At 62.9% G+C, this 20,398-nt stretch carries 21 protein-coding genes and 3 pseudogenes; 8 read left to right on the plus strand and 16 right to left on the minus strand.

Features of this window, described 5'->3' with window-relative positions; genetic code table 11:
* Positions 1–3 precede the first annotated feature (3 nt).
* Entirely contained in the window at positions 4–984 is a 981-nt protein-coding gene (locus tag AB4Y35_RS32525; RefSeq protein ID WP_368707650.1) for a GNAT family N-acetyltransferase, read from the minus strand.
* Positions 985–1,174: 190 nt separating this feature from the next.
* Here AB4Y35_RS32525 and AB4Y35_RS32530 point away from each other — a divergent pair, with 190 nt between their 5' ends.
* Complete coding sequence (locus AB4Y35_RS32530) at positions 1,175–3,109, plus strand: potassium transporter Kup (RefSeq protein WP_368707651.1); 1,935 nt, start codon at positions 1,175–1,177, stop codon at positions 3,107–3,109.
* Positions 3,110–3,130: 21 nt separating this feature from the next.
* Here AB4Y35_RS32530 and AB4Y35_RS32535 read toward each other — a convergent pair whose 3' ends face one another.
* A complete protein-coding gene (locus AB4Y35_RS32535) occupies positions 3,131–3,685 on the minus strand; it encodes a type 1 glutamine amidotransferase domain-containing protein (RefSeq protein WP_368707652.1) in 555 nt (184 codons plus the stop codon).
* 232 nt (positions 3,686–3,917) lie between these two features.
* On the opposite strand from AB4Y35_RS32535, the gene AB4Y35_RS32540 reads away from it, so the two are divergent.
* Positions 3,918–4,304: a hypothetical protein gene (locus AB4Y35_RS32540; RefSeq protein ID WP_368707653.1), complete on the plus strand. Its 387-nt coding sequence runs from the start codon at positions 3,918–3,920 to the stop codon at positions 4,302–4,304.
* Between the two features lie 136 nt (positions 4,305–4,440).
* On the opposite strand, the gene AB4Y35_RS32545 is transcribed toward AB4Y35_RS32540, so the two are convergent.
* The 4 genes and pseudogenes from AB4Y35_RS32545 to AB4Y35_RS32560 form a co-directional block, all read right to left on the minus strand.
* The gene (locus tag AB4Y35_RS32545; protein ID WP_368707654.1) at positions 4,441–5,745 is read right to left on the minus strand and encodes an MFS transporter; all 1,305 of its coding nucleotides are present in this window, start codon (positions 5,743–5,745) and stop codon (positions 4,441–4,443) included.
* Complete coding sequence (locus AB4Y35_RS32550; RefSeq protein ID WP_368707655.1) at positions 5,742–6,932, minus strand: M20 aminoacylase family protein; 1,191 nt, start codon at positions 6,930–6,932, stop codon at positions 5,742–5,744. Before AB4Y35_RS32550 ends, AB4Y35_RS32545 begins: the two co-directional genes overlap by 4 nt.
* Positions 6,933–7,302: 370 nt before the next feature.
* The gene (locus tag AB4Y35_RS32555) at positions 7,303–8,217 is read right to left on the minus strand and encodes an NADP-dependent oxidoreductase (RefSeq protein WP_368707656.1); all 915 of its coding nucleotides are present in this window, start codon (positions 8,215–8,217) and stop codon (positions 7,303–7,305) included.
* A gap of 80 nt (positions 8,218–8,297) precedes the next feature.
* Positions 8,298–8,426 (minus strand): annotated as a pseudogene (locus tag AB4Y35_RS32560) (glutathione S-transferase); the annotation flags it as partial.
* Between the two features lie 455 nt (positions 8,427–8,881).
* Here AB4Y35_RS32560 and AB4Y35_RS32565 point away from each other — a divergent pair.
* The gene (locus AB4Y35_RS32565; RefSeq protein ID WP_368707657.1) at positions 8,882–9,370 is read left to right on the plus strand and encodes a GNAT family N-acetyltransferase; all 489 of its coding nucleotides are present in this window, start codon (positions 8,882–8,884) and stop codon (positions 9,368–9,370) included.
* Positions 9,371–9,409: 39 nt separating this feature from the next.
* Positions 9,410–10,057 carry an FMN-dependent NADH-azoreductase gene (locus AB4Y35_RS32570; protein WP_368707658.1) on the plus strand — a complete coding sequence of 216 codons (648 nt, stop codon included), beginning with the start codon at positions 9,410–9,412 and terminating at the stop codon, positions 10,055–10,057.
* Positions 10,058–10,083: 26 nt separating this feature from the next.
* Here the strand turns inward: AB4Y35_RS32570 and AB4Y35_RS32575 are convergent.
* From AB4Y35_RS32575 to AB4Y35_RS32595, 5 genes and pseudogenes are all read right to left on the minus strand, one after another.
* Positions 10,084–10,200 (minus strand): annotated as a pseudogene (locus tag AB4Y35_RS32575) (3-oxoacyl-ACP reductase); the annotation flags it as partial.
* A gap of 64 nt (positions 10,201–10,264) precedes the next feature.
* Positions 10,265–10,339: pseudogene (locus AB4Y35_RS32580) on the minus strand (NmrA family transcriptional regulator); the annotation flags it as partial.
* A gap of 351 nt (positions 10,340–10,690) precedes the next feature.
* Entirely contained in the window at positions 10,691–11,236 is a 546-nt protein-coding gene (locus AB4Y35_RS32585) for a carboxymuconolactone decarboxylase family protein (RefSeq protein WP_368707659.1), read from the minus strand.
* 47 nt (positions 11,237–11,283) lie between these two features.
* Positions 11,284–11,901, minus strand: a complete 618-nt coding sequence (locus AB4Y35_RS32590) for a nitroreductase family protein (RefSeq protein WP_368707812.1) — start codon at positions 11,899–11,901, stop codon at positions 11,284–11,286.
* Positions 11,902–12,413: 512 nt separating this feature from the next.
* Positions 12,414–13,835: a PLP-dependent aminotransferase family protein gene (locus AB4Y35_RS32595; RefSeq protein ID WP_368707660.1), complete on the minus strand. Its 1,422-nt coding sequence runs from the start codon at positions 13,833–13,835 to the stop codon at positions 12,414–12,416.
* A gap of 78 nt (positions 13,836–13,913) precedes the next feature.
* Between AB4Y35_RS32595 and AB4Y35_RS32600 the strand changes: the two genes are divergently transcribed.
* Both AB4Y35_RS32600 and AB4Y35_RS32605 read left to right on the plus strand, forming a co-directional pair.
* Positions 13,914–14,330 (plus strand): cupin domain-containing protein, encoded by a 417-nt coding sequence (locus AB4Y35_RS32600; protein ID WP_368707661.1) that lies wholly within the window; start codon positions 13,914–13,916, stop codon positions 14,328–14,330.
* A 237-nt stretch (positions 14,331–14,567) separates the two neighbouring features.
* The gene (locus AB4Y35_RS32605; RefSeq protein ID WP_368707662.1) at positions 14,568–15,503 is read left to right on the plus strand and encodes a helix-turn-helix domain-containing protein; all 936 of its coding nucleotides are present in this window, start codon (positions 14,568–14,570) and stop codon (positions 15,501–15,503) included.
* Positions 15,504–15,613: 110 nt separating this feature from the next.
* Here AB4Y35_RS32605 and AB4Y35_RS32610 read toward each other — a convergent pair whose 3' ends face one another.
* The 4 genes from AB4Y35_RS32610 to AB4Y35_RS32625 form a co-directional block, all read right to left on the minus strand.
* The gene (locus AB4Y35_RS32610) at positions 15,614–16,249 is read right to left on the minus strand and encodes a nitroreductase family protein (protein ID WP_368707663.1); all 636 of its coding nucleotides are present in this window, start codon (positions 16,247–16,249) and stop codon (positions 15,614–15,616) included.
* Between the two features lie 52 nt (positions 16,250–16,301).
* Entirely contained in the window at positions 16,302–17,093 is a 792-nt protein-coding gene (locus tag AB4Y35_RS32615; RefSeq protein WP_368707664.1) for an alpha/beta hydrolase family protein, read from the minus strand.
* 91 nt (positions 17,094–17,184) lie between these two features.
* Complete coding sequence (locus AB4Y35_RS32620; protein WP_368707665.1) at positions 17,185–17,724, minus strand: carboxymuconolactone decarboxylase family protein; 540 nt, start codon at positions 17,722–17,724, stop codon at positions 17,185–17,187.
* Between the two features lie 199 nt (positions 17,725–17,923).
* Positions 17,924–18,880 (minus strand): cupin domain-containing protein, encoded by a 957-nt coding sequence (locus AB4Y35_RS32625; RefSeq protein WP_368707666.1) that lies wholly within the window; start codon positions 18,878–18,880, stop codon positions 17,924–17,926.
* 190 nt (positions 18,881–19,070) lie between these two features.
* On the opposite strand from AB4Y35_RS32625, the gene AB4Y35_RS32630 reads away from it, so the two are divergent.
* Positions 19,071–19,370 carry a carboxymuconolactone decarboxylase family protein gene (locus AB4Y35_RS32630; protein ID WP_368707667.1) on the plus strand — a complete coding sequence of 100 codons (300 nt, stop codon included), beginning with the start codon at positions 19,071–19,073 and terminating at the stop codon, positions 19,368–19,370.
* 146 nt (positions 19,371–19,516) lie between these two features.
* The gene (locus AB4Y35_RS32635; protein WP_368707813.1) at positions 19,517–19,726 is read left to right on the plus strand and encodes a DUF3331 domain-containing protein; all 210 of its coding nucleotides are present in this window, start codon (positions 19,517–19,519) and stop codon (positions 19,724–19,726) included.
* On the opposite strand, the gene AB4Y35_RS32640 is transcribed toward AB4Y35_RS32635, so the two are convergent.
* A complete protein-coding gene (locus AB4Y35_RS32640; RefSeq protein WP_368707668.1) occupies positions 19,715–20,170 on the minus strand; it encodes a DUF3788 domain-containing protein in 456 nt (151 codons plus the stop codon). The two genes, AB4Y35_RS32635 and AB4Y35_RS32640, sit on opposite strands and share 12 nt — an antisense overlap.
* Between the last annotated feature and the right edge of the window lie 228 nt (positions 20,171–20,398).

Genomic DNA, 20,398 nt, shown 5'->3' on the forward strand with positions numbered 1-20,398 from the left:
GAGTCAATCGGCGCGGCGCCGCACGAAGCGCTGCTCCGTGACTTTCGTGCCCCACTGGTCGCCTTCGGACGCTTCCGCGAGGTGAAAGCCGAACGACTCGTACAGATGCCGCGCGGCGTCGAGGCCCTTGAAGGTCCACAGGTAAGTCTCGGCGTAGTGCGCATCGACGAACTGCATCGCGTTCGTCATCAGCTGCCGGCCGACGCCGGTGCCGCGCAGTGAGTCGTCCACGATGAACCAGCGCAGGTGGGCCACGCCGGCGTTGCCGCTCTCGTTCCCGTCGATCGCCAGCGAAGCCAGTACGCGATCGCGCTCCACCGCGAGCCAGAGCGCCTTGCCAACGGCTGGCAAGGCGCCGGCGAAATCGGCGAGTTCCGCCGCCACCTTCTTTTCGAAGTAAGCGCCGAAGCCCCAGTTCGCCGCGTAGAACCGCGCGTGCAGACTCGCAATGTCGCCGATGCAGCCGGGCCGGTAGCCTTCCACGATCTGCACGCCCGCCGCCGGCGCGGTTGCGCTGGTCTCGTTGGGATTGTCGTGCGCGAGCGCGTCGGCATAGAGCGCGAGCGCCCGCACGAGCGTCTGCTGGTCGGCCGGAACGAGCCTGCGCAGCGCGTTGGACACCTGGTCCGTGGCGAAGCGGTCGATCTTCGCGCGCAGCTTCTGGCCTGCCGCGCTCAGGGTCAGCTCGGACGAGCGCGCGTCGTCGTCGGCGGTCTTGCGTTTGACGAGGCCGGCCGCCTCGAGCCGCGCGACCTGCCGGCTCGTGTTCGACTTGTCGAGCCGCAGGATGTCGCCCAGCGCCCTCGCGTTGATGCCCGGCTGCGCGCCGATCTCGATGATGGCGTGCACGGCGGAAGGGGCGAGATCGCTGTCGGCGAGCGTCGTACGCATGAAGCCCAGCTCGCGCACCAGCCGCCGCGAGAACTCGCGCAGTTCGAGGATGGTCGTCTCGCGGGGCTGCGCGGGCACGTCGACAAAATCCATGATGGTCTCCGCTATGGCTTTTACGCGAATGGTTGCGAATCGCAACCATTCGAACCCAATATAAGCGCGCCCGGCGGATAACGCAAGTTCGCCACGCGGCCGGGAAATTGCCGTTCGACCCTTGACTCGCCGAGGTGCAAGAGGAACGCCAATTGCGTGAAGGCAAAGCCTCCACGATCGCCGCGCAGCCATGCTTCAGGAACGCCTCAACCCGCCCGGAAACGCGCCGAAAGAGCAGGCGCGCAAGCAGGACGACGACGCCGGCCAGCGCGCGCTGGTGCTCGGCGCGCTCGGCGTGGTGTTCGGCGACATCGGCACGAGCCCGATCTACGCGCTGCGCGAAGCCGTGCAGACGGCGCATTCCACGGCGCAGCCCGTGGTGATGGGCGTGCTCTCCATGATCCTGTGGGCGGTGCTGATCGTCGTGGTGCTCAAGTACGCCTCTTTCGTCATGCGCGCCGACAACGAAGGCGAGGGCGGCATCGTCGCGCTCACGGCGCTCGTGCGCGCCGGGTTCGCGAAGGCAGGGCGGCCCGCGCCGCGTCTGCTCGTGCTCGCCGGGCTCGTCGGCGCGGCGATGTTCTACGGCGATTCGATGATCACGCCCGCCATTTCGGTGCTCTCCGCGGTAGAAGGGCTCAAGGAGATCAATCCCGCATTCGACAGCGCCGTGCTGCCGGTTTCACTGGCGATTCTCGTGGCGCTCTTCCTGTTCCAGTCGCGCGGCACCGCCGTGGTCGGGCGCACGTTCGGCCCCGTCATGGCGCTCTGGTTCCTGAGCCTCGGCGCGGTGGGCGTCTATCACATCGTGCTCAATCCGGCGATTCTCGCCGCCGCGTCGCCGGTCTGGGCCGTGCGGCTTGCGCTCGCGCATCCGGGGCTCGCGTTCGGCGTGCTCGCCGCCGTGATTCTCGCGTTGACGGGCGCCGAGGCGCTCTACGCCGACATCGGCCACTTCGGCACGCGCTCCATTCGCATCGCGTTCTTTTGCGTCGTGCTGCCCGCGATCGTCGCGGGCTATTTCGGCCAGGCCGCGACCGTGCTTTTCGAGCCTGGCGGCGCGAGCCAACCGTTCTTTCGCTCGGTGCCGCATTGGGCACTCATTCCGGCGGTCGGCATCGCCATGCTCGCCACCATCATCGCTTCGCAGGCGGTGATCTCGGGCGCGTTTTCCATGACGAGCCAGTCCATCGAACTGGGCTTCCTGCCGCGCATGCGCACGATCGAAACCTCGAGCACGCGGCGCGGCCAGATTTATGTTCCGGCGGTCAACGCGGGCTTGCTCGTGGCCGTGGTGTTTCTCGTGCTGTTCTTTCGCAGCTCCGAGCGGCTCACGTCCGCCTACGGCCTCGCCGTGGCGATGACGATGGTGACCACGTCAATGCAGATGTTTTCCGTGTGTCGCGAAGTTTGGGGCTGGCCGCGCATCGCCACGTGGCTCGCGTGCGTGCCGCTGCTGATCGTGGACGGCATGCTGCTCGCCGCGAACCTGCCAAAAATTCCCACGGGCGGCTGGTTCCCGGTTTCCGTAGGCGCCTTGCTGTTCATCACGATGAGTACCTGGAACCGGGGCCGCGAACTGGAGGCGCGCCATGCGGCACGCGGTGAGTCGGTGGACGACTTTCTGCGTGGCATTTGCGCCGCCGATCCCAAGCCGCCCCGCGTGCCGGGCACGGCCGTGTATCCGGGCAATGCACCCGGCATGACGCCGGCCGCGCTCGTGAGCAACGTGCGTCACAATCACGTCCTGCATCGTACTGTGATCGTATTCGCGAACGTTTCGGAGTCCGCACCGCAGGCGGACGATGAAACGCGCATCGAAGCGCGCGACCTCGGTGCGGGCTGCTGGGAGATCGTCGCGCATCATGGCTTCGTCGAGCGGCCCAATCTGCCGCGCCTGTTGGCCACGCTGCAGGGCCGGCTGGGCGACTGGCGCTTCGAGCCGCAACAAACCACGTTCTACTTGCCGCGCGACGAGGTGCTGCGTGTGCCTGCCCAGCAGGACGTGAGTCCCTGGCGCGCGCGGCTCTTCGCGTTCATGTCGTATCACTGCACGTCGAGCGCCGAGTATTACGGCCTGACTCCCGCGCATGTGGTCGAGCTGGGCGTGCAGGTGGCACTATGAGCATGACGCCGGCCAGCGTTGTCAGGCCGTGCCCGCCGCCGCCGAAAGCGTGGAGAGAATCTCCGCGTTGAAGGCGGGCAGATCGTCGGGCTTGCGGCTCGTGATGAAGTTGCCGTCGTGGACCATGGTCTCGTCGACCCACTTGCCGCCCGCATTGCAGATATCGTCCTGCAGCGAGGGCCAGCTCGTCATGGTGTGCCCCTCGACGATACCGGCCGAGACCGGCAGCCAGCCGCCATGGCAGATCACGGCAATGGTCTTGTGCGCGTCGTTGGCCGAGCGCACGAACGCCTGGGCTTCCGGAATCAGGCGGATCGCGTCCGAGTTCACCACGCCGCCGGGCAACACGACCGCGTCGTAGTCATCGGCCTTCGCGCTGTCGAAAGTGCGGTCCACCTTGATCTTGCTGCCCTTGTCGACGTGACGAAAGCCCTGAATTTCCCCGCTTTTCTGCGAGATCACGTCCACCTGTGCCCCCGCTTCCTTCAATGCGCGGCGCGGCGCGGTCAGTTCGACTTCCTCGAATCCGTCCACGGCAAGGATTGCGACCCTGCAGTTATCGAGCATGTTGGCCATTGCGATTTCCTCCTCGTTTGAGACCCATCTGAGACCGTTGAAAACCGATTGAAACCGTTCTCAACCACAGCAAGGCGGATGCCGCGCGGCGCGTCAAACGCAAACAGGCGCAAACGGCGCGCAGCCGCGCTTCACTCGCCGGTGGCATGGCGTTTGCGAAACAAGAGGCAAGCGTGGCGTGCCACCGGTTCGCCGCGCAGCAGTTCCATCCACAACACTCAAGGAGAGCGAAATGAATGGATCGATCAAACAATTGCTGGCTGGTGTCGTCATCGCAACGTGTTCGGCAGCGGCGCTCGCGCAGAGCGCAGGCGGCGCCGGCGGAGGAGCCGGTGGAGCCGGCGGTAGCAACGGCGTAGGCGCAGGCGGCGGCACGACGGGCGCGGCGGGCATCAACACGGCGCGTCCGCCGGGCAGCACTGCAGGCACCCGCTATGAGAACAGCGGCTACGGCGCGCCGGGCACCACGGCGACGGGCGGCGGCCAGGGAACGGGGACTGGCGCCGCGCCCGCGCCTGCTCCGGGAACCCGCCGGACCATGCCGTATAACAATGACAATGGTTACGGCAATGGCGGGATGAGCACGCAGCCTGGCGGCGGCTCGCAGGGGAGCCAGTAAGGACGAGGCAGGTAGTTAAACTATAGGTAGTTAAGCTAACTATCGAAGAATAATCGGGGATGTAGTGTGAAGGGCGGGCGACGCAATCTGCGTTCGCCCGCCCTTTTTCAAGGCCGCAAGCTTGTCAATCGACCGGTCAGTCGATCGTCTTGTTGCCGGTTTCTTCGAACATCGAAACGGCGATGAGTGAAATCAGCACGCAGCCGATCATGTACCACGCGGGCGCCATCTTGTTGCCCGTCACGTGGATGAGCCAGCCGGCCACGAGTTGAGCCGTACCGCCGAACACGGAAACCGCAATCGCATACGCGCTCGACATATAGCCTGCGCGCAGATGTTTCGGAAAGTTTTCCGGCATCAGCGCGTAGGCGGGTGCGGAGCCCATCGTATAGCAGAGCATGAGCACGACGAGCGCGGCGAGCACGACCGGCAGCGACGGAAAGTGCGTCATGAGCCAGAATGCCGGATAGAGCAGCAGGATCAGCGCGACGCGACCGATCACCGTGAGCGGCTTGCGGCGTCCCATGCGGTCCGACCACGCGCCGTAGATTGGGCACATCACGAGCGAGATGGTGCTGGACGCCACACCCGCGAGGATCGACATTTTGGGTGGCAGTCCCAGGTACTGGATGCAGTAGGTCGGCATGTAGTACATCATCACGTACGTCGAAACCGACATGCCCATGATCGCGAAGATCGTGAGAAACCAGTTGCGCACGTACAGGCCGCGCTTCGGGTCGTTGCGATCCGCGACCGCGCGCTGCGCCGGCGGCTCTTCGCGAATGTGCCGGCGCAGATAGATGCCGACCGGCGCGATGAGCGTGCCGAGCAGGAACGGAATGCGCCAGCCCCAGCTATGCATCGTTTCCGCGGAGAGCAGAAAGCCGAGGCTCGCCGCGAGGCCCGAGCCGAGCAGCGCCGCCGCGCCCTGGCTCGCGAGCTGCCAGCTCGCGCGAAAGCCGCGGCTCGCCTGGCCGCCCATTTCGAGGAGGGTGGCGGTGGCCGCGCCGAACTCGCCGCCTTGCGCGAACCCCTGCACGAGGCGCGCGACGACGATCAACAGCGGCGCGGCGAGGCCGATCTGCGCATAGGTGGGCGCGAGACCGATGGACGCGGAACCCACCGCCATCAGCAGGATGGTGAGCGTGAGCGCCGGCTTGCGGCCTGCGCGGTCCGCGTAGCGGCCGAGCACGATGCCGCCGAGCGGGCGCATCACGAAGCCCACGGCGAACACCGCGAACGCGAGCAGGAGCGACGTGACCTGGCTGTCGGCCGGAAAGAACTGATGGCCGATCGTGAGCGCGAAATAGCTATAGACGGTGAAGTCGAAGAATTCGAGCAGGTTGCCGATCACCGCCGCGAGAACGATCTTGCGCTGGTAGCCCGGCGAGAGCGTCGCTTCTTCGGCCGCTTCCAGGAGCGGTTCGGTGGCGGCGTTCATGCACGGTCCTTGCTGAGGAAGCGTTCGACGAGGCGCGTCCAGAACGCCGCGCCGATGGTCAGGTTGTCGTCGTTGAAGTCGTAGCGCGCGTTGTGCAGCATCGGGCGGCCTTCGCCATTGCCAAGGCGTACGAAACAACCGGGGCGCTGCTGCAGGTAGTACGCGAAGTCCTCGCTGCCGGCGATCGGCGGGAACGGTGCGATGATGTGCGCCGGCCCGACCAGCTCCTCGGCGACCTGACGCGCGAATTCGGTTTCGGCTTCGCTGTTGATCAGCACGGGATAGCCGCGGATGAATTCGATCTCCACCGTTGCGCCGTAGCTTTGCGCCTGCGCCTGCACGAGCGCGCGGATGCGCGCTTCGAGCGTCGCGCGCACCTCGGGCGAGAACGAGCGCACGCTCATTTCGAGCACGGCGTCTTCGGGAATCACGTTCGGCGCGTGGCCCGAACGGAACGCGCCGACGGTCACGACCGCGGCTTCGTTCGGATCGACGTTGCGCGACACCACCGACTGCAGGGCCATCACGATGCTGCTGCCCACGAGCACCGGGTCGACGGCCAGATGCGGGCGCGCCGCATGGCCGCCCTTGCCATGAACGCGCAGCTTGACGGTGTCGCACGCGGCCATGAGCGGGCCTGCGCGAAAGCCGAAGGTGCCGGTGGGCACGCCCGGATGGTTGTGCAGCCCGAAGATGGCTTCGCAGGGGAAACGCTCGAACAGGCCGTCGGCGATCATGCGTTCGGCGCCGCTGTCCGAACCGGCTTCCTCGGCGGGCTGGAAGATCAGGTGGACGGTGCCGTCGAAATTGCGCGTTCTGGCGAGCTGGCGTGCTGCGCCAAGCAGCACGGTCGTGTGGCCGTCGTGGCCGCACGCGTGCATCTTGCCCGCGTGGACGCTGGCGTAGTCGAGGCCGGTCAGCTCCTGGATCGGCAGGGCGTCCATGTCGGCGCGCACGCCTACCGTGCGCGTGCTCGTGCCCGCCTTGAGCGCCGCCACGACGCCGTGCCCGCCCACGTGGCGCGTGACTTCGTAGCCCCAGGACTCGAGCTTGTCGGCGACGAAGCGCGACGTGTCGGCTTCCTCGTACGACAGCTCGGGGTGCTTGTGGAGGTGATGACGGATTTCGTCGAGTTCCGATCGGGCTTCGGCCAGGTCGGCGACTTCGCAGTAGTGGTGCTCGCTCACGGGGGACTCCTTTTATTGGAATAGGTTTGGGCACACGCCAAAGGCCGAGTGTTGCATCGACGAAAAACTCGACCCATGACGGAAATGCATCGAAAGTGTTGACTTTAAGTCAACGATCGATTGTCGCGGCGCAGCAAGATGATCCTGGAAATAAAATCTTGTCCCCTGCGAATCAAGCGCGTCAGCGGCATCCGCGATGTGGAGTGCGGCACGCGGTGATCGACCACGAGCGTGTGCGCATAGCCGGGCTCGAACCTTTCCGGCTACTTTGAGCGTTGCCGCAAAACGGGATTTCCGGGGCGCGCCCGGTTTTGTTCCGCAATGGCGGGGAAGGTGAAGCGCAGCACGGCTCGACCTCCCCGAGCGTTGACTAACGAACCTGTACGATCGTCTTCCCGCTGATCCGTTTGGTGGAATTGAACGTGGCGACGGCCTCGTCGAGAGGCACGATGTTGCCGATATTCGTCCGCAGGCGCCCGTCTCGCACCCGCTGGACAATCTCACGCAGTTGAGAACGATCGGACTCGACAACAAAGTCGACCGCCAGACCGTTGTCGGGCCACGCCTCGGGCGGTCCGACGACGGACACCAAAGTTCCGCCGGTTCGAACCAGGCCTGCGGACCGTTTCCCGATGTCGCCGCCGATGACATCGAACACCAGATCGACTCCGCCGACGTCGTCCAGCGTATCGTTGTCGAGGTCGACAAACTCCTGTGCGCCGAAGTCGAGTGCCTTCTGACGGTCGGCGGCGCGCCCGGTGCCGATGACGTAGGCGCCGGCCTCTCGTGCGAGTTGCGTCACCATCGTCCCGACTGCGCCGGCCGCACCGTGCGCGAGGACGCACTGGCCCGCCCGAAGGCGGCCATGGTGGAACAGCCCTTGCCATGCGGTCAGTCCGGAGATCGGCAAGCTCGCCCCCACCGTGAAGTCGACATCGCCCGGCAGCGGCGCAAGGTTACGTGCTTCGATCGCCGCATACTCGGCCAGGGTGCCGTCACGATACCAGTCCGCGATGCCGAAGACCCGCTGTCCCACCGACAGCCCTGTCGTGCCATAGCCGAGAGCGGTGACCACACCGGCCAGTTCGTGGCCGGGAATCGACGGTGTTCGATCACCGTCGCGGCGATCGGTCCAGGTCGAGGGCCACTCCAACTCAGTGCCGACGAATCCCGCCGCGTGAATCTGTACGATAACGTCGTTTATCGCCACAGCCGGCTCGGGCCGCGTGGACAGCTTCATTGCGGCCTTTCCCGCCGCTTGATTCGTCACAATGATTGCCTTCATGGGGACTATCTCCTTTAAGATCGGCTCGAGTGTCCGAGTCGGTTGATCACTCAGGACGTCTGAGTATCGGGACATTGACCATACGCGAGGCCCGTTTCCTCAAGCATGATTCCGACCTTCACTCCGTTGGGCGTCGGCAGGGAAAAGAGCTGGAGCCGATCGGGGTGCCGCGCCGGCCAGCGCGTGAAAACTGGATGATTGAATGTCACTGTCTTCCTCCTGGATCTATCGGCTCATGCGACGCTTTCGTCACGTGGTCAGCAGCCTCCAATCTAGGCCGGCCGTGCTCCGGTTTCGAGACTAGCCTGGCTCAATAGAATGCCCAAAAGGATCAAGGCAACGGGACGATCCGTTCTCTCGATCGCGGCCAGGCCCAACGCACGTCGGCTTGCGAAGTCGGCCAGCTCTGGATTCCCGATCGTGTTTCGGCCCTGCTCGCACCATCGGGTTGTGGTGCATAAAAAATGTTCATTCCTGGGCCTTTCTTGTGAGCCAGCGAGGCGGAACAATACGGGAGAGAGACTCAGGGAGGAGCGTGCTCGTGGCCATTCGTTTACTCATCGCCGCGATACCCGCTGCGATGCAAGGCTCCGGCGAAACGATCACGCCGAACAGGCCGTCGGTGTCCTGAATTGCTGTCGTACGACAACGGAGACAGAGATACATGAGCGTCTTTCGACTGAATCCGATCGATAGCGATCGGGACTATCAGGCAAGCTTCGACGTGATGCGCGAACTGCGCCCGCATCTGACTGACGCCGCCGCGTTCACCGCGCAAGCGCGTCGTCAGGCCGAACAGGGGTATCGTCTGCTGGCTGTCTGGCAGGGCGATCAGGTCAAAGCATTGGCGGGGTATCGCCTTCAGGAAAACCTTCTGTACGGGCGGTTCCTCTATGTTGATGACCTGGTAACAGCCGCCGACGTTCGTGGCCACGGCCTTGGTGCAATGTTGCTCGACGCCCTGCGCGAAGAGGCGCGGAGGCAAGATTGCGCGAACTTCGTTCTTGACACGGGCATGGCAAATTCGCTGGGGCAGCGCTTTTATTTTCGTCAAGGCCTCCTGGCTATGGGCCTGCATTTCCGGCAGTCGCTCCAGGTCGCGAGCGTAACGAAACGCGACTCCGCGATAGCGGCCGCACGCCCCGCTCGCTAACAGGCATTGTCAGCGGATTAACCCACTGGAGATTGCGTCATGAAAATTCTGCATATCGATTGCAGCCCGAGGGAGGACTCGCATAGCCGGAGGCTTTCGGCTGCGATCGTCGCGCGGCTTTTCGCCGTCGATTCGGAAGCGACCGTCATGCGCCGTGATCTCGGCCACAATCCCATTCCTCATGCGGACGCCGGCTATGCCACGGTCTTGTCTTCGCCGGCGGCGTTGGCTTCGGCCAAGGTGGAGGAGGCCACACACCTGTCCGAGCAACTGATCGAAGAAGTCGAGGCCGCGGATGTGATTGTCGTCGGAACGCCGATGAATAACTTCACCGTGCCGTCAGTACTCAAGGCGTGGATCGATCGGATCCTCCGGATGGGCCGCACGATTGGCACTGCGCCAACAGGGGAAAAAATCGGCCTGCTCAATGACAAGCCGGTCTATATCGGTATTGCGGCTGGAGGGTTCTTCACCGGCGGGCGGGCAAAGCAGCCAGACTTCCTGACCCCGTATCTGCGGGCTGCATTCGGCGTCGTGGGTTTGAACTCACTGCAGTTTTTCCCGCTGCAGGCGACTGCGCTCCTCGACAACGACCAGTTGGCCGTGAAGCGTAATGACCTGATTGCCACGATGGACACGTCAGGAATCGAAGGGCGACTCTTTCAGAAGGCAATCGGGATGCGATAGGATGCAGGCCTACGGTCCGCCGATAGCTATCGACCGGCACTCTGATCGCCGTCGACGTGCAGAATCCCGCCAGTGGTGAACGGTGCGGAATCTAGGAAAAGAATCGCGTCGGCGATATCGCTCATTTCGCCTACGCGTCCCAACTCTTTTTAGCTCGCGCCAGTCGCGCCAGCCACAGTTCAAGGCTGATGCGGCCTTGCCGTGCATCGCCGCGCGTGTCTCATGACCCGCCTCGCCGAGCAGCATGACGACGCGTGAACCGATCAAGCCAGAACCACCCATCACGACGACCTTGACGGCGCGCTTCTCCGCATGAAAGTCAGCCAATACGCGAAAGCGGTCGGCGGACGTAGCATCGCGAGAAGGATCTTGCCGTCTTGGCGTCGCTTGAGGTGATGGCGAGAAGGTCATGGACTATCGTATGGCGAAGACTTGTCGATCGGACCGGGACATCCTGTTTCCACTCTGCCACCAGCCAGGAACCTGCGGCCTGACCCGCTTACGTCGAATATCGATCGACGCACCTGGTCGATGGTGTGTCCGCGCAGCGCGAACGCGCCGCGCAAGCGAACCCAACGTGCGCGGCGCCAGATGCATGTTCGGACCGATACCAGCGCACCAGCCGGATGGCGTTCAGATCGAGCCAGCCGGGGCGACGGCGGGAAAATCCTTCTCGGGATCGAACACGTTATTGAAGAAGTTCGTCAGAGAGTACATGGCCACCAGCGCGACGATCTCCATCACGTTCGCATCGGTGTAGCCCGCATCGCGAACCGCTTTCATATCCGGGTCACTGATCCTGCCGCGATTCTCGATGACTTTGCGTGCGAACTGGACAGCGGCGTCGCGCTTCGGGTCGCTGGCGTGGCCCTGTCGGGCGAGAATGATTTCATCGGCCGGCAGTTGTGCCATGTGCTGGGCCGTATAGCTGTGAACCGTCAGGCAGTAGTTGCAGCCATTCACTTCGGAGACGGCGAGACCGATGCTGTCGCGGGTCTTTACGTCGAGCGCCTTGCTCAAGGCGCCGAGCAGGGTGGCCCACGCATTGAAGGCGATGGGGCTCAGCGCGAAGGTCGACATCATGTTCGGCGTGAAGCCGATGTTTTTGGTGAACATGTCGAGGGTCGGTTTCGATGCTGCCGGTACCTGTTCCGGCGTCGGCGTTGCAGTTCTGGGCATGGTCGTTTCCTTGGGTTGCTGATTTCACGGGTTGCACAGCCGCGTATTCAAACGAGATCCAGTACATCCGCTACCGGTCGGCGTGGCTTCTGCGCCCAGTTTCCAGAGCGCTCCGCACCGATGGACAACAGCATGACCGGCACTTCATCCTCGGCCAGTCCGAACTCGCGATGCACCGCCGCGGCATCGAAACCGATCATCGGCGTCGAACCCAGACCCAGCGAGCGGGCTGCATAGATCATTGCCGCTGCGCCGAAGGTGCCGGTGCGGATTGCCTCGTCGCGTTGACGTTGCGGGTAGTCCTTGTACAGATCTCGCGCGGGGTTCTCCCATTCCGGCACCATCGTCGCCGGCATGACGCCCATTTCAACCAGCGGGGCCAGGCGCTCCGGTATGACGCTGGAATCGGCCAACTGACCGCAGACGATGAAGGTGACGGCCGCATCGGTGATCGCGGGCTGATTCCACGCGATCGGGCTCAGCCGTGCCTTGGCTTTACCTGTGCGAACGGCGATGAAGCGCCAGTTCTGCAAGTGGAAGGATGTCGGCGCGCTGGTGCCGATGCGCACCAGTTCGCGGATTTCGTCGTCGCTCAATGTAGCGGCAGGGTCGTAGTACTTGGCGGCGCTGCGGCTCAGGATGCATTCGATGACGACGTTGGTCATGGTGGTTGCGACGGTCATGGCGATTCCTGTGGGTGAAGGAATGGGTGGCGTTACAGCAGGGAAAGGATGAACGGCGAGAGTGTCCTACCCCCTGTTTGCAGAATTTCGATTGGCATGACTGATTGAATTGCCAACGCCTTTCCACGCTACGGGAGTTCGCCGGTCTTCTTGTCAATCACTGATGAGCCGGGTTCGATGCAGGCGCTGTGAAGTTCCGGAACCGCACCGGCGAGCGGGAAGGGGGCATTCATACTCTTTCTCATCGCTCTACGATTCGTCGAGTACTCATGCTAGCTTTACCAGTGTGCCGCGCGGTCTCGAATCAGTTCTGATTCGTCCATATGTGCGGATCGCCCTGACGAAGTCGAGCGTGCGGGGAGTGGCTTGGCCGGAAGGTGAGCCGCGCGTCTACGCGGTCGTAAGGACGCGTGGCGGTGTTAGGGAGGTGGCGAAGCGTTCAACCTATTCCGGCAGGGCGCCGCAACCGAGGTGCGGGCGGCAACGCCTCCACGTCATGCATAGCGGCTTATCACCTCGCAGAGCCGTCGGCAGGAGGTGGCAATGCTTCTTTCCGGAGCGGTCGCGACACCCAGCAGAAGTCCTGATCTCTCAGAAGTCGCGGACATGTACCACGGCGAGAGCGGTGCGGGGCCCAACCCGAACGCCAGCATTTCTCGCGCAATCGAGACGTCCGGGGCGTTATCAGGCAATCGCACGAGCACCGTCGATCCTGCAGCCATCGCTTCGATAGAGTGATGCGCGAGGCCCGCGAGCAACGCGTCGCGTTGAGTGGAATAAAGGCGCTTCAATCGACGAAGATGGCGCATATAGTGCCCCTCACGCATGAACTGCGCCGTTGCGAGTTGTACCGATGGCCACGGCGCGGGAGCGAGACATGCCGCCACTTCCGCAAATCTCGACATCAATGGCAACGGAGCGACGACGAAGCCCAATCGCAGTGCCGGGCTAATCGTCTTGCTGAACGAGCCGATATGAACGACACGTTGGGCATGATCGAGCGACGCGAGCGCCGGCGCGGCACGGCCCGTCAGTTGCAATTCGCTCAAGTAGTCATCCTCGATGACCCAGGCTTCCTTCCTGGCGGCCCAGTCGAGAAGGCGCAAACGCCTGTCCAGCGAGAGCGTGGCCCCGAGCGGTGCCTGCTGCCCAGGGGTCACGACGACCAGCTTTGCATCCGCTTCATAGCGGAAACCATAGTCGACATTGATTCCCTCCGCATCCACGGGAATCGGGGCAAGTGACATATTTGCCAGGCGTAACCCATGCCGCGTCATGGGAAATCCAGGGTTCTCCACCCAGGCCCTTTGACCCTCGAGGCGCAATGCACGAAGCACCAAGCCGAGTCCCCCGGTGAAGCCACTCGTGATCACAATCTGGGCGGGCGAGCAGGTAATGCCCCGCGCAATGGCGAGGTACGCGGCAATTTCGCGCCGCAGTTCCGGTTCGCCTCGCGGATCGGGATAACTGACCGAGGCGCTGGTTTCGGCGCGTAGAGCGAAAGAGCGAACCTTGGTAAAAAGCCTGGCGGGCAGCGTTTCCTGCGCGGGCACACCCATGCGGAAAATTGCCGGCTTGCCGATGAATTCTTCGTACCTCACCATGAACGAGCCCGGATCCGGGCGTTCTTCCGTTGCGACAGGCGCGGGCGGCCGATCGGCGACACGTGTTCCCGTCGCGCGGGAGGCGACGATGAGCTGAGCGTCCGAAAGTCGGTCATAGGCCAGCCGCACGGTGCCGCGCGCGACGCCCAGTTGCACCGCGAGGTCCCGCCACGACGGAAGACGCGCTCCTGGCGCGAGCACCCCGATCTCGATCGCGGTGCCGATCGCATTGCGGATCTGCTCGGCCAGAGGTGTTTTCGCAGATCGATCGAGCTGGATTTTCAGCGGCGTACTCATATGATAATGGTACATAAGAAATGTTTAATCCTGGTCCTTTCTACTGGCCCAGCCGGAAACAACAATACGAGAGTCTATCGGAGGAACATTCTCATGAGCATTCGATTACTCGTCGCGGCTGCCTTGACAGCCGTTGCGGTCACCGCCGCGTTACCGGCTGCGGCGCAGGGCGCTGGCGAAAAGGTCACACCGAACTTTGACCACGCAATTCCCAACATTCCTGGCAAGTCGTTGACCGCCGTAGTCGTTGACTATGCCCCCGGCGGAGCGTCGCCCGCGCACATGCATGCAAAGTCGGCCTTCATCTATGCCTACGTCGTATCGGGCGCGATCGAGTCGCAGGTAGACGACGGCCCAACGCGGGTCTATCACGCGGGTGAGAGCTTTTTCGAGGAGCCCGGTGCGCTTCACCGTGTGAGCCGCAATGCGAGCAAGACGAAGCCGGCGAAGCTGCTGGCAGTATTCGTGGTGGACGCCGACGACAAGCCGCTTACCACACCCGCTAAGTAATCCTCTGTATCAGCGATGCAAAGAGACGCGCGGGTGCTTCGACTACGGTTGCGGAGGAACCGCACCGTTTCGTTTGCCGATACGGTGTTTGTGACGTCAATCGCTATTTCATCGAATTTCTTTAGTTGCACAAGCTCTTTCACTTCGAACATGGGATTTCCGGTAAGTATCGGGCCAATTCGTCCATCGCGAACTTGGGCACGTTCCACGTGATCTCGACCTCGTTCGAATGCGCTCATGGAAAACACGCATCTTCATGAACTTCCGGTGTTGGAGCGCGTGCTCGTCGACCTGAATATCGGCGTGGCGAACTTCAGCCGCTGTGACATCCGGGATGACGGGTGTACACGGTTCGACGCGCGCACGACAGCCAGTCTGCATTACTGCATAGCGGGGAGAGGCGTTTTAGTGACGCACCAGGGCGTGCGTGTGTCTCTCAGTTCGGATAGCTTCGTGTTGTTGTCAGCCGGGGTCTCGTACACCATTGAAAGCGACGGGCCCACAGCGGAAGGAGGCGGGATCGCAACCGCGTGGGGAGAGGCGAGCCTCGACACGGCTGCGGGCGGTGAACCGTTCGGAGCGTTGCGACAGCCACTGGTTGCACAGTTCGAGGAGAAGTCGGGCTTGAGAGACCAGTTTGTCCTGTTGCTCGCCGAATGCGCGCAACCGCGACTCGGCTCACGGGCGCTGATTGAAGCGCTGTTCAAGCAGTGCCTGATCATGGCGCTGCGGCGGCAGATTGATGCCGGCAGCATCGATTTGCCGTGGGCAGTCGGCATTGCTGACAAGCGCCTCGCCAGTGCGCTTCAGGCAATCCTCGAGCGACCTGCTTCATCATTGTCGGTAGAGCGACTTGCGGCAATCGCCGGTATGAGCCGCTCGGCATTTGCCGCGCAATTCATGAAGGCGTTCGGACAGTCCCCCATGGCCATGCTAAAGATCGTGCGTCTAAAGAAAGCGGCGAAACTGCTCGCAACCACGACCCTTCCCGTCGCGGAAGTCGCAAAGAAGGTCGGCTTCTCGAGCCGAAGCAACTTTTCGCTGGCATTCAATTCAATGCACGGTCTGGACCCGACTACCTTTCGGCGTCGTCAGACATCCGGCGGCGGACAACTGAAGCGAAATGTGTCCGCGCATGATCGGATGGCGAGTTCGCCGGGTTCGTGTAATTGACCCGCACAGCGTTGATCCAGTCGCGATTCACGAGGCACGCGTTTCACGTCCATGCGAAAGGCGAGTGCCGCCACCGCCGCGGCGGCCACCCTGGTTTCGCAGGTGCGCGCTCACACGAGATCGAGCACGTCCGCCACCGGACGGCGCGGCTTCTGCGCCCAGTTTCCCGAACGCTCAGCCCCGATGGACAACAGCATGACCGGCACTTCGTTCTCCGCGAGTCCGAACTCGCGTCCCACGGCTTCGGCGTCGAAACCGATCATCGGCGTCGAACCCAGGCCCAGGGAGCGGGCTGCATAGATCATCGCCGACGCGCCGAAGGTGGCGGTTCGTACCGCTTCGTCACGCTGGCGCTGCGGGTACTCGAGATACAGATTGCGTGCGGGGATTTCCCACTCGGGCACCATCGTCGCCGGCATGACGCCTGCTGCCACCAACGGTGCCAGGCGCTCCGGTATGACGCTGGAATCGGCCAACTGGCCGCAGATGATGAAGGTAACGGCCGCCTCGGTGATGGGGGGCTGATCCCAGGCGATCGGACTCAGTCGCGCTTTGGCTTCAGGCGTTCGAACCGCAATGAAGCGCCAGTTCTGCATGTGGAATGAAGTCGGCGCGCTGGTGCCGATTCGCACCAGCTCGCGGATCTCGTCGTCGCTCAAGGTAGCGGCAGGGTCGTAATACTTGGCGGCGCTGCGGCTCAGCATGGATTCGATGACGGTGTTGGTCATGGTGGTTGCGTTGGTCATGGTGATTCCTATGGAGTTAAGAGATAAATTGAAGTGCATGAAAGCATTCGCTCTATGAAGCGCTGCCGTCGTTCAAGGGTTCTGAATTCAGATATCGGCTCGCCCACGTCGATATCATCGCGGCGGCGTAATCGGCATCGGCTCGGCGCGTCAGCAGGTGGTCCGCGTTGTCGAGCGAAATGAAGCTCTTGGGGTGCTTCGCAGCAGAAAAAATGCGCGCAGCGTTCTCGACACCTACCGTCGAATCCAGTGGAGAATGCAAGACCAGCAGCGGGATTCGCAACTGGGCGATCCGCGACGCGAGGTCATGACGCGCCAGATCGTCGATAAAGCTCTTTCGCACGACGAACGGTCGGCCAGCCAGCAGCACTTGCGCTTGCCCCTGCGCTTCAATGGTTTGAAGGCTTTGCGGGTCGAACTGATGCAGAACGTGGCTGGTGTCGAACGGAGCGCCCAGCGTGGCAACGGCGCGAACGCCCGGCATCTCGCCTGCGGCCATCAAGACCGCCGCGCCGCCCAGGCTATGGCCAACAAGAATGGACGGCGGTTTTCCGTCTGCGGTCATCGCGTTGCCGGCAGCGATGAGATCTTCGACGTCCGCGGCGAAAGTCGCTTCGGCGAAGCTTCCTCCGCTGTTACCCAGCCCCGCGAAGTCGAAGCGCAACACGCCAATACCACGAGCAGCGAGGGCGCGTGCCAGTCGAGAGGCGGCCAGGCTGTCCTTGCCGCAGGTGAAGCAGTGGGCAAGAATTGCCCAGCCCTGCGTACGGCCGTCTGGCCGTTCCAGTCTGCCGGCAAGGCGGTAGCCACGCGGTCCGTCGAATTCAAAGGCTTGTGCGGTCATGACTCGATACCTCCGGTGTTGGCGTGCGTTTTATCCAGGAGCGGTCGGGCGAAACTGGCAGGGTGTTGCCACGCTCGCCCGGCGAAGCGGCTTACTCGACGGGCGGAAAATCGACATCGGTACCGTTGATACGGTTGAAGGTATTGGTGAAGATGGTGAGCGCGATGGTCAGGGAGATCTCAGCCAATTGGCTGTCGGTGTAGCCGGCCGCGCGGATGGCCGTGAACTCCTCCTCGCCGATCGTGCCGCTGGTGTCCTGCAGGTGGGACACGAAACGCACCAGGGCGTCGCGTTTCGCGTCCCCCGTGGCTTGCCCTGCGCGAATCGCGCGCAGTACGTCGACCGGCAGGCCCGCCAACTTGCCCACGAAGTTGTGAGCCGCCACACAAACGTCGCAGCCCGTCTTCGCGCTGACCAATAGCTTGATGGTCTGGATTTCCTGCTGGCTCAGTGTGCCGGCGGCCAGCACGCCTTCGGCGTCGAGCAGCGCGGCCAACGATGCCGGGGCGAGGTGGCCCAACGCAGCGAACGTGTTCGGGACGCGGCCACCGGCAATCTTCTTGACCTGCGCGTAGATATCAGCGGTGGCGCCGGTGGCAGACTCGACGGCGGGAATAGCGATACGGCTCATGGAGTGACTCCTGCATCAGGTGGTTAGGAGCCTCCACTTTAGGTCTACCGGATATCGATTTCGAGACTGGATCTTCTCGATAAAGTGCTCAAAAGGATCAATGCGGCGCCGGCAAGCTGTCGCGGCGAGACGGGAATGCAGGCGCGCCTGGTGCCGCGTCCGGGCCGCGCACCGAGCGCGAAGCCACAAGCTGCAGCCCTTACCGCCCCTCGCGCGCCAGGCGGCGCCATTGTCCCGGCGTCATCCCGGTCCTGTCGGCAAACACGCGCCGGAATGCGGCTACGGATTGATACCCTACCGACTCCGCCACGGCCTCGGTTGTCATCGCCGGTTTCTTCAACTCGTCGGCGGCCTGGCTCATGCGGATATCGGTCAACAGTTCAATCGCCGATCGCCCTAGCTTGTCCTGAAAGTGCCGCATGAAGGTGGCGCGTGACATGCTGCACAAGTCGGCCAGCTCAGGCAGACTCCAGGGCCGGGCCGGTTCGGCGAGCATGGCCGAAATAGCCGGGGCCAGGCGAGGGTGGCCGGCCAGCGCCAACAAGCCTGTCGGTGCCTGCCCTGATTCACTCGCCGCCCTCAGTACCAGCGTGAACAGTGCGGAAGAGAGCGCGTTGAGGATGGCATACCCTCCCACCTTGTCGCCGGTGGACTCCACGCGCATCAGGCTTACGAGACTGGCGAGGTGGTTCGAAGCGGAGCCCGTGTCCTCTTCACCATAGCTGTCCATGGCGCGTACCACCAGATCCATGGGCAGGTAATTGCGAAGCAGCCGATCGTGGGGCGGCCCGACGATAAACCGGCCGCACAACATGTCCAGGCGTTCGCCCTGGCCATCGTTCTCGCTGAGCATCCATCCCGCGGAACCTTGACGATTGCGGGTCGCCCCGGGCGTACGTCCGCTGCCGTCGTGGATCACGTGCGCCGCCCCATGAGGCAACAACACAATATCACCGCTAACCAGCTCTCTGGACGTCTTCGCCGCAGGGTCTTCGATGATGGCCCGGCCCTTGAGCACGATGTGGTAGGGAATCTCGCGTGCTTCGGACTGAGGCCAGGCGATCTGCCATGGCGCACCGTAGACGCAGCGGACCTCGAGCTGGCCGGTGATGGTGATGATTTTCAGGAGATGGCTAAGCCAGTCGACTTGTGGCATAGGAATTCGGAATCTGGAAACGCTCAGGCATCTTATCTCGATTGTGCATCGATCGTACGCACCCGATGACCCGGGCTACGCCGGATTTCCCGTGTCGAGCCATTGGACGAATCCGCACCTCGCCGCGACCACATGGAACGTGGACATTTCTACCATGGGCTCCTGATGCACTGACTTTCTGGAGAATCCCATGTTCGACATGAAGCATCTCACACGTCTGAAGAAGCTCGATGAGAACGCACCCGAAGCCATGAAAAGCTTCTGGGCGTTCGACAAGGCGGCCTTTCAAGAGGGCGCTTTGAGCGTGCAGCAAAAGCAGCTCATCGCGGTTGCGGTCGCGTTGACGACACAGTGCCCCTATTGCATTGAACTGCACACCAGGGCTGCTCGTGACGCCGGCGCGACGCATGCGCAACTTTCCGAAGCCGCGCTCGTGGCGGCGGCGATCCGCGCAGGCGGCGCCATTACCCACGCTTCGCATCTGTTCTGAAGGGTCCCGGAGGGCATCGATAGGTTGCTACGAGGAAAATTGCGTGCGCCATTAACGTTAAGATACCTAAGAGAATCGAGGCGCTTATGGATACGTGGAACGCATGGGAGGCAATAGTCGCCTCGCTCGTCGACCCATCGCATGCAATGAGTGGCTATTGCGCACTCACCGGGAGATCAATACACAGGGGTGACTTGATTTACAGGCCGCAGTTGCGAGGGAGAAGTTGTGCCGAAGGCTTTGACGAAACGACTCTCGCGTTTTCTGCGAGGCGGATGTCTTGCGGACTCGATGCATGGCGGGCGGCCGGTTTCGCCTTCGAACCACTGGTTTCCGACGCGGATTCAACCGCCTGATAGTGGAGGGCGCTTCATACTCACGAGTTGCGTCACCTCATGCCGGTCAGCTGCGGATGAGATCGCAACGGTCAACCATTTTCCGTCAGGGTAGGCTCGGGCTTCATCGTAGAGCTTGACCAACTGCGGGCTCCAGGAGTAACGCCGCTCCTCGAACTGCTCGCGCTCCGCTCGCCCCAGGACCACCAGAACCGAAAACAGCCTGTATGCCGGCAGCAAGGTGCAGAACGCCCTGGTCTTTTTGTAGCGCAGTGACCAACCGCGATTCTTGCCACCATAGAGCCAGTCTGGCGCGAAAACACCGGGATAAGAGGCCTCGATCCAGCTCTGCAGTTCGGCCCAGTGCTCGAATGCCTCCGGCCCGATCCAGTCGCGAATCGTGCGTTCGTCGGGCGGTGCTGATTTGTCGGTGATCCTGTCGCCGATCTGCGGGGACGGTTTCATGTGGCTTGCCTCTTCCTCTTCACGACAAAGCAAACAAGCGGCAAGGGATACCGATCTTGTCGAATGTGGGCGACCGCAAAATAGGGACCGGGTCGGCGTATCCAGACCACTGCGAGTCGTTGAGCGTTCATCGTAGTTTTGCTCGTGTGCCGTATGGTCCCGGATTGGTTCCGATTCGTCCTGGATTCACTAACGCAACCTCGACATCTGACTCTACGCGCGCCGAGA

The organism is Paraburkholderia sp. EG286A (assembly GCF_040965375.1).
GTDB lineage: Bacteria > Pseudomonadota > Gammaproteobacteria > Burkholderiales > Burkholderiaceae > Paraburkholderia.